The 13,763-nt window shown below is 60.7% G+C and carries 10 protein-coding genes; 1 reads left to right on the plus strand and 9 read right to left on the minus strand.

Annotated features, from left to right (window positions below; translation table 11 throughout):
* The gene (locus I6E56_RS02950; RefSeq protein ID WP_197135936.1) at positions 1–2,385 is read right to left on the minus strand and encodes a pyruvate dehydrogenase; all 2,385 of its coding nucleotides are present in this window, start codon (positions 2,383–2,385) and stop codon (positions 1–3) included.
* A 49-nt stretch (positions 2,386–2,434) separates the two neighbouring features.
* Complete coding sequence (locus I6E56_RS02955; RefSeq protein WP_197135938.1) at positions 2,435–3,442, minus strand: 1-aminocyclopropane-1-carboxylate deaminase; 1,008 nt, start codon at positions 3,440–3,442, stop codon at positions 2,435–2,437.
* A gap of 119 nt (positions 3,443–3,561) precedes the next feature.
* Here I6E56_RS02955 and I6E56_RS02960 point away from each other — a divergent pair, with 119 nt between their 5' ends.
* A complete protein-coding gene (locus I6E56_RS02960; RefSeq protein WP_197135940.1) occupies positions 3,562–4,224 on the plus strand; it encodes a GntR family transcriptional regulator in 663 nt (220 codons plus the stop codon).
* Between the two features lie 209 nt (positions 4,225–4,433).
* Here the strand turns inward: I6E56_RS02960 and I6E56_RS02965 are convergent, their stop codons facing one another.
* From I6E56_RS02965 to clpX, 7 genes are all read right to left on the minus strand, one after another.
* Positions 4,434–6,668 (minus strand): TIM-barrel domain-containing protein, encoded by a 2,235-nt coding sequence (locus tag I6E56_RS02965; protein ID WP_307842746.1) that lies wholly within the window; start codon positions 6,666–6,668, stop codon positions 4,434–4,436.
* Positions 6,668–7,849, minus strand: coding sequence for a glycoside hydrolase family 15 protein (locus I6E56_RS14950; protein WP_231606218.1), 1,182 nt, complete (start codon positions 7,847–7,849; stop codon positions 6,668–6,670). The genes I6E56_RS02965 and I6E56_RS14950 overlap by 1 nt, the downstream gene beginning before the upstream one ends.
* Positions 7,850–7,923: 74 nt before the next feature.
* Positions 7,924–9,165, minus strand: a complete 1,242-nt coding sequence (locus I6E56_RS02970) for a sugar ABC transporter substrate-binding protein (RefSeq protein WP_197135942.1) — start codon at positions 9,163–9,165, stop codon at positions 7,924–7,926.
* A 55-nt stretch (positions 9,166–9,220) separates the two neighbouring features.
* Complete coding sequence (locus I6E56_RS02975) at positions 9,221–10,048, minus strand: carbohydrate ABC transporter permease (RefSeq protein WP_197124248.1); 828 nt, start codon at positions 10,046–10,048, stop codon at positions 9,221–9,223.
* Positions 10,041–10,988 carry a carbohydrate ABC transporter permease gene (locus I6E56_RS02980; protein ID WP_197135943.1) on the minus strand — a complete coding sequence of 316 codons (948 nt, stop codon included), beginning with the start codon at positions 10,986–10,988 and terminating at the stop codon, positions 10,041–10,043. Before I6E56_RS02980 ends, I6E56_RS02975 begins: the two co-directional genes overlap by 8 nt.
* On the minus strand, positions 10,988–12,205 hold the full coding sequence (locus tag I6E56_RS02985; RefSeq protein ID WP_197135944.1) for an ROK family transcriptional regulator: 1,218 nt from the start codon (positions 12,203–12,205) through the stop codon (positions 10,988–10,990). The genes I6E56_RS02980 and I6E56_RS02985 overlap by 1 nt, the downstream gene beginning before the upstream one ends.
* A 202-nt stretch (positions 12,206–12,407) precedes the next feature.
* On the minus strand, positions 12,408–13,685 hold the full coding sequence (clpX, locus tag I6E56_RS02990) for an ATP-dependent Clp protease ATP-binding subunit ClpX (RefSeq protein WP_197124245.1): 1,278 nt from the start codon (positions 13,683–13,685) through the stop codon (positions 12,408–12,410).
* Positions 13,686–13,763 lie beyond the last annotated feature (78 nt).

The following is a 13,763-nucleotide window of genomic DNA, read 5'->3' on the forward strand; positions in this document are numbered from 1 at the left end:
TCAGCGGCTGTATCCCAAGAGGTCGGTTGCTGCGCGCACGATCGCATCGGCATTGATTCCGTGCAGCTCATAGGCATCCTCGAGATTCGAAGATTGGCCAAACTGCGTGACTCCGAGATTGCGAATGCGGTCGCCACGCACGCCGGCCAGGAACGCGAGCGTGTGAGGGTGTCCATCGAGCACGGTGACCAGAGGTGTCCGCGCGTGCGCCGGAAAGAGTTCATCCGCAATCGAGCTGCGCGAGGACGACGCAACGTCATAGCGCTGGTTGAGCGAGCGGAACACCAGATCGGGGCTCGTGAGACACACCACGCCCACCGAGAGACCGCGCGCGGTGAGTCGGGCGGCAGCATCCATCACTTCGGGCATCATCGCGCCGACGCCTACCAAGGTGATGGCGTCATCACCGGGATCGTGATCACTCAACCGATATCCGCCAGCAATGACGTGCTGTCGGCGCCGTTCTCGCAACGCGGGGTCTTCCGGCAATGGTGCAAGCTGCTGGTCAATCGGCTTGGTTGAAATCCGAAAGTAGGCCGACTCTCCGTCGGCGCGCCCCATCTGCCCCATAGTCTCCAACAGACACCACTCAAGGTCTTGAGCGAACGCGGGCTCCCACGCGATACAACCAGGCTGCTCCAGGCCGATCGACGGTGTCGTAATTGACTGGTGCGCGCCGCCTTCGGGCGCCAACGTCACGCCGGACGGTGTGCCGATCAGGATCGACTGCCCACCCGAGTAGATGCCGTACGACCACGGCTCGAGGGCACGCGAAACGAAGGGGTCGTAAATCGTGGCGATCGGGATGAGAGGTTGCCCCCACCGACTCCACGTGGCGCCCAGTTCCCCCGCAAGGCACACTAGGTTGACTTCAGCAATGCCGAGTTCAATGTGTTGACCTTGGGAACCTTCGCTCCATTTGAGGAGGCGATCAGTGTCATCGGCAAACCAGTCATGGCGTTCACCGACCGACCACACTCCGGTCTTGTTGATCCATCCACCCAGATTTGTGGATGACGCAACGTCAGGGCTCAACGTCACGACTCGCCGCGCGACCTCGGGCGACGCTCGCTTCAGGTCGAGGAGGAATCGGCCTAGCGCCGCCTGCGTCGAGATGACGGGCTTGTAGCCCCACGGAAGTTCGCGCGGAACCGGAGCAACCTCATGCATTTCAACCGGCGGCCGGCGTAACCGAGCGGCTGCGTCGTGGCAGACAATGCCCTCATCGCTCGCGGCGGAGAATTTTTGCCACGGCGCATCGAGGGACATTCCGGATAGCTCAGCAAGCTGCGTCATTTGCCCTTCGGTGAGTTGCGCGGAATGGTTATTTGGGTGTCCTTCGGTCGCGAGCCCGCGCCCTTTCACGGTGTACGCGAAGATGACAGTCGGACGCGCCGGGTCGATGTTCTTGTAGGTTTCGAGCAGCAGTGTGATGTCGTGACCACCAAGATCCCGAATGCTGGCGGCAAGTTCCTGGGGCGAGAGCGACGCGAGAAGGGTCTGCAACGCAATCGCTGGCGTTTCTCCAAGCAATCGGCCATGAAGCTGATCAGGATGACTGCGCAGCAGCCGTTGGTATTCCTCGTTGGGCATTGCTTCGAGTCGTTCCCGCAGCTCGGCACCGCCCTCAGCGGCAAACAGGGACTGGATGCGCCGACCCCACTTGCACGTCAGCACCTGCCAGTCTGCGGCAGCGAACATCCCCTGCAACCGAGCGATCTGAACGTCGGGAATGATGCGGTCGAGCGACTGTCGATTGAGGTCAACTATCCACACAAGTTCACCGAGCTGACGCGCGCCCGAGTCAGTGATCGCTTCCCACACGGCACCTTCATCAAGCTCTGCATCACCAAGCAAGCTAATGAAGCGGCCGGATTCCGGGGTTTCCGGAAACTGATCGCGCACGTACCGGTGCGACATGGCTGCCCACAACGGAGCCGTCGCACCGATTCCGACACTTCCAGTGGAGAAGTCAACAGTGTCCGGGTCTTTGAGCCTGCTCGGGTAACTCTGTAACCCGCCGAGTGACCGCAGGGTCGGCAGGTATTCTTCGGCCAGCTCCCCCATGAGGTAGTTGATGGCGTGCAATACCGGCGAGGCGTGTGGCTTCACTGATACCCGGTCGATCGACGTGAGTTCCGAGAACCAGAGCGAGGTCATGATGCCGACCATCGATGCGCTCGACGACTGGTGACCGCCCACCTTCACACCAGACTCGTTGGTTCGCCCTCGGTTGGCCGCATCGATCATGGCGGTTGCTGTCCACAGCACTCGCTGAGCGATCGAGTCGAGCACGTCATCATCGAGACTTGCGGCTGCTGAAAGTGGACGCGAGTTCACGGTGGGCTCGGCGGTCTCGAATGTAGCGGTGGTTTCGTTCGGCATGCTCATTGATCCTTAGCGTCGTTGCGCGGGAGCGACAGGGGCGTCGCCGTTAGCGGAAGAGGCCGCTGTAGGCGTTGAGGGAGAGTTGACCTCCGAGGTGGGCGTAGAGAACGTTGCTGTCTGCCGGGATGTCGCGGCTCGAGACGAGGTCGATGAGACCGGCAAGCGACTTTCCTTCGTACACGGTGTCGGTGATCATGCCTTCGAGGGTTCCGCCCAGACGGATGGCTTCGAGCGTGGAATCGACAGGGATGCCGTAGAGATCGCCAGCCCAACCTTCCAGCACAGTGATCTCGTCGTCGCGCAACTCACGTTCGAGACCGATGAGCTGAGCGGTGTGACGAGCGATGCGAGCAACCTGATCGCGAGTCTTCTCCAGCGTCGCTGAAGCGTCGATTCCGATGACGCGGCGCGGACGCTCTTGACCAGCAAATCCGGCAATCATGCCGGCGTGAGTCGAGCCCGTGACCGTGCAGACGACGATGGTGTCAAAGAACACTCCGAGTTCGCGTTCCTGCTGCTCGACTTCGTCGGCCCAGTTAGCGAAACCCAGGCCGCCCAAGTGATGTTCGGATGCGCCAGCGGGAATCGGGTACGGCTTGCCGCCCGCTGCTTCTACATCCGCGATCGCGTTTTTCCAGCTGTCGCGAATACCGATGTCGAACCCAGAATTGTCGAGGCGAACATCCGCCCCCATGATGCGCGAGAGTTGGATGTTGCCGACGCGGTCGCTGAGCGGATCGGGCCAGTCAACCCAGTTTTCCTGCACGAGCACTGCCTTCATTCCGAGCTTCGCGGCCACCGCTGCGACTTGGCGCGTGTGGTTGGACTGGTAGCCACCGATGGAGACGAGGGTGTCGGCTCCTTGAGCGATGGCATCAGGAACGATGTATTCGAGCTTGCGGGTCTTGTTGCCACCAAAGGCGAGTCCGCTATTCACGTCTTCGCGCTTCGCCCAGACGGTCGCTCCCCCGAGGTGTGCGCTGAGGCGCGGAAGTTGGTGAATCGGGCTGGGCCCAAAAGTCAGCGGGTAACGTTCGAAGTCTGAAATAGCCATGGGGATTCCTGTCCTTGGGGGCTTCGCAGCAAAGCCAATATGCAATATATTGCAACTCATTTGCCCGGATGTCAACAGTCTGCGCCGCAAAGCCTCGGTTGCGACATACAATATTTCGCATGCCAGTGCCCGAGAAGAATGCCGTACACAAACGCTCACTGCTGCGCGATGATGTGTACACCTCGATCCGAGACGCCATTGTCGACGGCACTTTTGCCCCCGGCGAACGCCTCCGCGACACCGAACTCGAAAAGTGGCTCGGGGTCAGCCGCACTCCTATTCGCGAAGCGCTCTTGCGCCTGGAACGTGGCGGACTAGTCGTGTCGCACCCCGGCAAAGCCACCCTTGTCGCACCACACGACCCTGCATCCACCCTCGGGGTTCAGCAGGTCACCGCAGCCCTCCATGAACTCGCCGCACGGCTAGCTCTGCCCGTCGTCACCGCTGAACAACTCAGCGCAATGGACGAGGCAAACGCTCGATTCGCTGCGGCGCTCGACGCCGAAGACGTCGACGGAGCTCTGGACGCTGACGACGATTTTCACAACGTCTTCATCACTGCGAGCGGCAACGAAACCATCGCTCAAGTGCTCGGCCAGCTGACCCCTGTGCTACGACGGGTGGAACGCATGCGGTTCAGCTCGCACTCGGGCCGCGAATCGGTCCCCCAACACGAATTGATCGTGAAACATGCGCGCGCCGGCGAAATCGATGAGGCATTAGTAGCCGTGCGAGAGAACTGGTTGTCGCTTCCCCACGCTGCACCGGAGCACAACGACTAATTGTTGTGCTGGCTCCACAAAAATTGGTGAAAACCTTTCGCTAATGACCTGCTCTCGTGCACAATAGTGCGGGTCGCGCTTGTCGCGGCCACTCACACTTAGACGTCACCTAGCACGGTGCCCTGAGGGCGATCTCTTCGCAGCTTCCCCCGAATTCGGCTGCGATGCACTTGCCCGGTGCGATCGCCCTCAGGAACACCACTTACTGTCTAGCTCGTAAAGACAGGCGCCAGACGCTCCCAGGCCTCAGCCCGCACATACACGGGCACCTGATCCCACGGCACTACGCGAGTATCGACGCTGCCGCCCGCGACCCGTTCGCCAGTGAACGCGTATATCCAGTCGCCACGAGGAAGAGTCGCCGTGTGATCGGTGGCGCCTTCGTCAGTCACGGGCGATACGAGAATGTCGCGCCCGAGCATCCACTGCAACGGATGTGCCCAGAGGCGTTCATCGTCAGGCCAGTCGAAGAACAGCGGCCGCATGACGTTCGTGCCAGCAGAAACAGCCCACTCGCTCTCGGCGGTGAGGTACGGCACGAGCCGTTCGCGCAATTCGACGATGCTGCGGCTCATCTCGAGCACGCGTGCATCCCCCGATTGCTCGGCGATGTTCCAGGGCGTTCGGTCACGACTCGGTGATCGGTGGTGATTGAACTCCGAGTGGTACTGCATGATCGGCACGAAGGCCGCGGCAGCGAGTGAACGAACGTAGAGCTCTGCCGTGGGCACGTCGCCACTGAAACCAGCGAGATCCCAGCCCCAATAAAGGATGCCGCACGCGCTCGCATTGAGCCCGGCGAACAGCGACCAGCGGAAGGCATCCCACGTGGAGTTCTCATCTCCGGCCCAGAAAGCTCCGTGGGCTTGCGATCCCGTGTATCCGGCGCGCGAGAACGTCACTGGCGCTTTGCCAGCGCTCTTGAGGAGCTCGCCGTAGGCACGGGCGTAGTGCACCGGGAATGTGTTGTTCTTCTCGTCGCCGCGGCGGCCATCCTGATAGTGGAGTTCAGAGCCCCACGCGTGCTCACCACCATCAGTCTTGAAGCCGTCGACGCCCATGTCCTCTACAAGGTAGCGACGTTTCTCCGTCCACCACTGCGCAGAACGATCATCGGTGAGATCTGGCATCAACGAGAGCGGGAACCACCAACCACGATTGCGGTACGGCTTGAGCACACCGCGCGGCGTCTCATCCTGAATGAGCACGTTGTCTCGCTGAGCCGCCTCGGCGTCGAACCGAGCTTGACCCACGGGATGCGGGCGCATCTTGATAAGGGGAATCTGCCACAACAGCACGCGCACATCGCGATCATGCAGCTCGTCGATCATGGCTTTCGGGTCGGGCCACGCGCCCTCCGCGGGAAAGCTGAAATCGTTGAGCCGCAGCGGCCCACCGCTGTCGTTCGGCGCATACTGCGCATCCCGCCAGACCGTGAACGTGCTTTCGTCGCTCCATGCCTCAATAACCACAGATCCGACCGGGATACCGTGCTCCCGATGCGCATCCATCTGACGCATAACTTCGGCTTGAGTGTTCCACTCGTTGCCGCTCGCCCACAAACGGTGAACCCAACTCGGCAACGCTTCGGGGCGCCCGACCTCACCGAGGAACTGATCGAGAACTTCCGCCGGCGTTCCCGCATAGCCACCAACCGACAGCACTTCGGAGGCGTCACTGGGCGAATCAACCTCTGATTCGATCCACAGCAGGCCGGCATCGCTATCGGCAACATCGAACCACACACGCCTGCTGGTGCGCACGTGAAAGCCCCACCCGCGAGCGCCGATGACGTGAGCGAATGGCATCGGCAGGTACGTCTTGCGTTCCGCACCCTGAGACTTGTACTGCTCGAAAACGACCGAGTCGAGGCTCGCACCGCGCTGGTCGAGGGCGTCAAATCGTTCGCCGAAGCCGGAGACGTGCTCGCGCTCGTCGAGCCGCAGTGCGAACCGAACCCGGTGGATGCGTTCGCCGTCGTCGAGAACAGTGGTGCTGCCGGCGACAAGGCCAACCGTCTCGTTAGCGGCAACGATCGAATCGGGCGCAGCGCGCCATCCGGCCACTCGCACGTCGAACCAGCGGGTGGACTGCGAGCGCGGTGCCGCCGTTGGGCCACCGACGAACCGATAGCGATACCCGGCCGTTGCTTGGAGTTGGGAAACATCAACAGCGAAACCGGTGCTCGTTCGTGCCAGTTTCGCTTGCGCCGAGGCGAGGTGGCCGCCGTCGACGGCTTGGCCCCGCGAGCGTTGCTGCACTCGCTTGAGGGCGAAGTCGGCGACTGACTCTCCGTCATCCCATTCGAGAGTGACAACGTCGACATCCGCTGTGGCACGCACGCCGAGCCGGAGGGCCTCGCCCGCAATGGGAACGGCGGGGTGACGTTGTTCGGTGTCGACAGAGTACGGATGCCCCGAACCCAGTGGTCTATGTCTCAGCACTAGTCGGTCTCGCTTTCGTTTCTGAAATGATTTTCGGTGGTCGCGAGTGACGCCGGCCACTCTGCTGGTGGTGAGTACACGCCAATCTCGACGGCGAGGCGCACATACATTGCGTGACTCCAGAGCAGCGGTGTCGCCACACTCCCCCAGCGTTCCTGCCATTCGGCGACACGGCTGGGATCAAGCAGGTCATCGTCGACCTGTTCTGGCAGGAATCCCTCCGCAGTCACCGTGCTGGCCGCCCATTCCAGTTGGCTGCGTGCGCGTGCAGTGTCGCCGCAGGCCGCATAGGCCAGGCCGAGCATGCAACTGAGTAGCGGCCATTGGCCACCGCCATAGAACGTGTCGCCCCGGTAGCGATGCACACCACCGTCGACCGTGATTTCGTGGTCGATGCGCGCGGTAGTAGCAGCGGCGAGAGCGCTCGCGCCATCCACAACGGCCAGCGGGGAGATGAGCGCGGCAAGGGAACCATCGACGGCAACTGATCCCAGCCATTTGACGAGGTGACCGTCGCGAACACCGTCCAATTCGATGATCTCTCTGGCAGCGGTCGCGGCGACCATCGCTCGAGTGGCAATATCAGCGGGGAGCACATCAGCGGATACCGCAGCGCTCAGCCCCGCAATGACACAGCCGAGCGTTGACACGTGACGCTCGGTCTCAAACTCTTCCCACCAGTCGAAGCAGGGGCGCTCCCACGTCGCGAGCAGATAGCGGACGGAAAGCTCAATGCCTTCACGCCACCGCTCAAGATCGAGCCCGTGTCGCTGGGAGTGCGCGACTGCCGCCCACATCCAGGTGCCGAAGCCGTCGGTTTGGAAGTCCCACCAGTCGTCGTCGCCCTCGGCGCCATCGAAGGTAAAACGGGTAGCAAGCATCTGGGAGTTATCGAGCGGAGTGCCTGCCGCTTCGGCTCGCTCGATGGTCTCAATCTGGGTGCGGCGAGCGATAAGGATGCTCGCACACCAGTCGAAGAAGCGTGAGGCAGATTCGACGGCGTTGGCGCTCGACATTCCGTCAGCGATGAAGGCGCCGTCACGGAACCAGGAGTAGCCGGTGTATGCCGAAAAGGTAGGGCTGGCGGGGTACGCCCCACTGGGGTGCTGCAACGTGGAGATCAGCTCGACGCTGTGCGCTGCGAGCGACGCGAGGGACTCGTCGTCCAGGCGTGAAGTCATGAAGTGCCCTCCTGGGCCAGCTGGGAGTGAGGCCCATCTCGCGTCAACAAGATGGGCCTCACTCGGGAGACGTACTATCCGATTACGGCGTTGATTCGTTCTTCAGCGCTGGCCAGAGCGTCGGCGACGGACTTGCGTCCTGCCTGTGCTTCGATCAGTTCCTCGGTGACAATGTCTTGCATCTCCTGCTGGCCGTTCTCGACCAGTGGGGTAAGCGCGATCGAGTCAAGCGAGTCAAAGACGGCCTGGCGGTTAGCCGGAGTGTCCTTGGTCAGGTAGACGGCGAGTTGATCTTCGTCGCTCGTGGGCGGCAGTTCCCAACCGCTATCGAGGCGAACATCGATCATCGTCTGGGATGACGTCAGGAACTCTGCGAATGCGGTCGCTTCGGCAATGTGGTCGGATGCTGCTGACACACCGACCGCGTTAGAGAACACTGCGCTGGCCTGTTGGGTATTTCCAGGCTCAACGGCGATGTCCCACGTGAATGGTGCGTCGGCGAGTGCGCCGAAGACCCAGATGCCGGAGTGCATCATGCCGAGCTTGCCCTCGAGGAACAGGTTCGTGTCGAAGTCTGCTGTGCCCTGACCCTCTTCAATAGTGGGCATTACCGTGCCGCTCTTGTCAGTGAGCCACTCCGCTGCCTCGATACCTGCCGGGGTGTTGAACGCGACGGAGGTTCCGTCGTCACTCAAGAACGATGCACCGTTCTGGTCGAGCACCTTGTAGAACTCGTAGAACGACACAGGCTGGTGGTCGCCCCAGGTTCCGCTTCCGGAGTCAGTGAGAGCTTCCGCTGCCGCTTGCTCGTCAGCCCAGGTCCAGTCACTCGTCGGGTAGTCGAGTCCGGCCGCATCGAAGAGGTCAGCGTTGTAATACAGCACAACATCGGAGAATGAACTGGGCAGCCCATAACTGGTGCCGTCAACGGCATACGCGTCGATGAGCGACTCACGGTATGACTCGGGGTTAGTCACTTCGAGAGGAGCGAGCGAACCGCTCGAAGCCAACTGGGGGAAGAAGTCGTAGTTGGTGTCGACGACATCCGCCACCGTTCCGGCCGCGAGGTCGGTTTGGAGGGTGGTGAAGTAGTCGCCATAGGGAAGCGTCGTGATGTCAACAGTGACGTTGGGGTTCTCTGCCTCGAACGCATCAACGATCGTCTGAAGGTTGTCTTCGTTGCCGCCCGAAGAAGTGAAGTTCGAGTAGGTGATGGTGACAGGGCCGTCTTCGGCGGCAGGTTCGCTGGCGCAGGCACTCAACAGCAGTGCTGAGACGCCGACGATTCCTCCCGCAGCAAGTAGTGAACGTTTCATGCTAGATATCTCCTTTGATGTCAGGTTATGAATGGATCTCTGGTGCCTCGGGGCCTTACTTGATCCCTGAGCTTGCGACGCCCTGAATGATGTACTTTTGGGCGAAAATGTAGAGCGCGAGCATCGGCAAGATGCTCACGATCGAGCCAGCCATCACGACGTCCCACGCGGTCGTGTACTGACCTTGAAGCCCCGCTAGAGCGATCGGAAGTGTCTGCAACTCGGGTGAGCGCAGCACGACGAGTGGCCACAAAAACGCGTTCCAACTGCTCATGAAGGCGAACACGGTCAGCGTTGCGAGTGCGGGGCGAATGTTCGGGATGATGATTTGGGTAAACACTCGAAAGTGACCAGCACCATCAAGCTTCGCCGCCTCATCAAGCTCTCGGGGAACCTGATTCACGGCCTGGCGAAGCAAGAATATTCCAAAGGCGCTCGCAAACGTCGGGAGCAGAGCACCGAGGTAGGTGTCGAGCAACCCGAATGCCTTGAGCTCAGCAAAGAGCGGCACGATGAGCACTTGAAGCGGAATCATCATGGTCGCGAGGTAGACCGCGAAGACAACGCCGCGACCGCGGAACGGTAGTCGACTGAAGGCGTAGGCAGCGGTGGCACTCGTGAAGAGTTGCGCCAGCGTAGTCACGAGGGCGAGCCCGATGCTGTTCGCGACTACCCGACCGAATGGTCGCTCCGTAAACAGCGTTTGGTACGCCTCGAATGATGGGTTTTCGGGCCACAGCTGTGGAGCGATGGAGAACCCAGCGCCCGGAGTGATCGAGGTGATGAATGTCCACAAGAAGGGGAAGAACATCGCAATCGCGCCGGCGATGACAACGACATGCAAGACGATCGACCGGGGGCGAGTGCGCGGCGACTTAGCCATAGTGAACCCACCTCTTTTGTCCAATAATTTGAATGACGGTGACCGCGAGAATCACGATGAAGAGCAACCATGAGAGGGCGGATGCTTCGCCCGCAGCGCCATAGCGGAATGTGAGGTCGTAAATCTGCTGCACGACCACCTGCGTTGATCCGCCCGGTCCACCGCCCGTCATTGCATAGACCTGGTCGAATACTTGGAAGCCGTTGATCAGCGAGATCACGATGACAAAGAACGTGCTGGGGCTCAGCATCGGGATCGTGACGTTGAAGAAGCGGTTCCATGCCCCCGCGCCATCGACTTTGGCGGCGTCATACAGATCAGGGTTGATCGTCTGCAGTCCAGCGAGCAGGATGACCATCACGAAGCCGAGGTCTTTCCACGAGCTCGCAAGGATGATCGAGATCATTGCCCAGTCGGGGTCGGTCCACCAACCGGGGCCATCGATGCCGAACCAGCCAAGCGCGAGGTTGACGACACCGTTGTTGGGGTTAAGGAGCCAACGCCAGACAATGGCCACGGCGATCCAACTTGTGACGACAGGCAGAAAGTAGATGCCTCGCCAGAACGAACGCCCTTTGAGCGCTTGGTTGAGCGCGAGCGCTAATGCTAGTCCCCCGATGTAGACGAGCGGCAGGTACCCAGCGATGTAGCCGATAGTGTGCAGGAAGACTTGCCCGGTGCGTTCGTCGGCGAGAAGAGAACGATAGTTTTCCCATCCGATGAACTCCATTGGAGTGATGAGGTTCCACTCGGTGAAGCTGATCCACGCCGCCGCAACCATCGGACCAAGCACGAAGAGGGTCAGCGGGATGGCGCTCGGCAGCAGGAAGGCGAGCACGGTAAGCACATAGCCGGTACTAGCGCGTTTCTTCTTCCGGCTGAGGGGTGCGCGTTGCGGTGGTGGCGCCGTTGGCGCTGTGAGAACGGTCGGCAGAACCATCAGGAGTTCTCCTGCGGAGACGCCTGCTGCACAAGGCGCTGACGAACCAGGTCGCCTTGCTCGCCGGCGATTCCTTCAGCATCGAACGGAGTCGCGAGCACGAGCGTGGCTGCACCCTGAGCCCAACTGGCGTCCTGCCACGTCTCAACAGCAACGGGCACACCACGACGCGCGGGAATGAGTGCCGCTCGAAAGGCCGGCTCAAAACCATAGGACCAGTGTCCCCAGTCGGCTGTGCCCTCCCCCAGCAGAATGACGATCTCGGGATCAACCACGTGAACGAGCCCAGCAATTGCTCGGCCCAGCAGGTGGCCGGCCTCGCCAAAGACGGCGATGGCATCCGCATTCCCGCGATCTGCTGCGTCACGAAGTGCCGCAACTCCTGCGCCGGGAGCGATGATGTTGCGATCACGAGCCGTCGCCACTAGCGCGCTCTCCGATACGAATGTCTCAAGGCATCCGATGTTTCCGCACGTGCAGCGGGGACCATCGTCACGCACCGGAATGTGTCCGATTTCGCCAGCACCGCCGCCGAAGCCGCGAACGATGAGACCGTCAATCACGATTGCGGCGCCGATACCGGTTCCAATTGTCACGGCGAGAAAGTTGCGATGACGACGGCCGAGACCGTAGAGACGCTCCGCCATCGCGAGAGCGTTCACGTTGTTCTCCACGAGAACGGGGAGTCCCAGTTCGCGACGTAGAGTGGCGCCGATCGGCACGTTGTTCCACTTCAACTGTGTGGAACTCACTACCCCCGCGGCTTGAGAATCGACGGAGCCGGGAACACCGACTCCGATGCCGAGGAGCGGGGCAGATGAGCCACCAGCGATGAAGGAGCGAAGCAACCCAGCAAGTGACATCAGCATCGTGGTCGCCGAGGCATCAAAGGGTTCGCTAGCCGTTCGCAGCACGGTGCCATCGATTCCGACCTCAACGAATGCCACGTGATCGGAGGCCACCTTCACGCCAACCGCGCGCCCTGCGCTCGAGACGAGGCCGAGCATCCGTGCCGGTCGTCCGCCCTGCGATGCCTGGTGTTCGAGTTCTCGCAAAAGTCCGTCGTGAAGCAGATCTTTGGTGAGTTGCGTCATGAGCGCCGGTGACAGGCTCAGCGTGCGAGCAAGCTCAGCACGGGATGCCGGACCGTGTGCACCCAGGTGAGCAAGGATTGCTGACCGGTTTACATCGGTACGTGCCATCGGACGAATCGCCATTGGTTCCCCTTAGTTCAGGACTAAACAAACCATAGAATTAAGTACGGCCCCCTGTCAATGGCCACGAGACCACCGGCACAGACAACCCAGCGTTTCGGCGCGACAATAGGCACAATTGGGACGTGTTCACGGTCGCGTGCGTGTCCGAAAACGAAAAACCGCAGACGACCCAGTGGGTCGCCTGCGGTTCTATGCGGTGCGGTTAGGCCGACTTCTCGGCACGCACGGGCTCACGAGGAATGATCGTGGGTGCTGCGTTCTCCAACACGGCCGCCTTCGTCACAATGACGCGGCCAACAGTTTCGTCGGATGGAACATCGAACATGATCGGGCCGAGAACTTCTTCGAGAATCGCACGAAGGCCGCGAGCACCTGTCTGACGCAGCACGGCAAGATCAGCAATCGATTCGAGTGCATCGCGTTCAAACTCAAGCTCAACGCCGTCGATTTCGAACATGCGCTGGTACTGGCGCACGAGCGCATTCTTTGGCGTTGTCAGAATGTCCATCAGAGCCACCTGGTCGAGCTGCGTAACCGTGGTTACAACAGGCAGACGACCAATGAACTCAGGGATGAGACCAAACTTGTGGAGATCTTCTGGCAGAACTTCGCCGAAGAGGTTCACATCGTCGCCCTTGCTGTGCAGCGGAGCACCGAAGCCGATGCCCTTTTTGCCCGCGCGGTTCGAGATGATCTCTTCGAGGCCAGAGAATGCGCCGGCAACGATGAAGAGCACATTGGTGGTATCCACCTGGATGAACTCCTGGTGCGGGTGCTTGCGACCGCCCTGGGGCGGAACAGAAGCGACAGTGCCTTCAAGAATCTTGAGGAGAGCTTGCTGCACACCCTCGCCAGATACGTCGCGAGTGATGGAAGGGTTCTCGGCCTTGCGAGCGATCTTGTCGATCTCATCGATGTAGATGATGCCCGTCTCAGCACGCTTGACGTCGTAGTCAGCAGCCTGGAGAAGCTTGAGGAGAATGTTTTCGACATCCTCGCCGACGTAGCCAGCCTCGGTGAGCGCAGTGGCATCCGCAACGGCAAAGGGCACATTGAGGCGCTTAGCCAGAGTTTGTGCGAGATACGTCTTTCCGCAACCGGTAGGACCGATCAGCAGGATGTTCGACTTAGCGATCTCGACATCATCAATCACGGCATCCGCCGACGTGATGGTGTTGCGGGCACGAACACGCTTGTAGTGGTTATAGACGGCTACCGAAAGCGAGCGCTTGGCTGCTTCTTGGCCGATGACGTATTCCTCTAAGAAGTCGTAGATTTCACGCGGCTTAGGCAGGTCAAATTCGCTCGACGTTTCTTCGCCAGCTTCAGCAAGACGCTCTTCAATGATCTCGTTGCACAGATCTACGCACTCGTCGCAGATATATACGCCCGGACCGGCAATCAATTGCTGTACCTGCTTTTGGCTTTTGCCGCAGAAGGAACACTTGAGCAGGTCCGCGCTTTCCCCAATTCGGGCCATGCCGGTTCCTCTCCTTGAGTAAATACCTTGATTACGAGCCTAACCCGATATTCGTTCAGTCTCCGTCACAATTCCCGG

Source organism: Salinibacterium sp. NK8237, from assembly GCF_015864955.1.
Classification (GTDB): Bacteria; Actinomycetota; Actinomycetes; order Actinomycetales; family Microbacteriaceae; genus Rhodoglobus.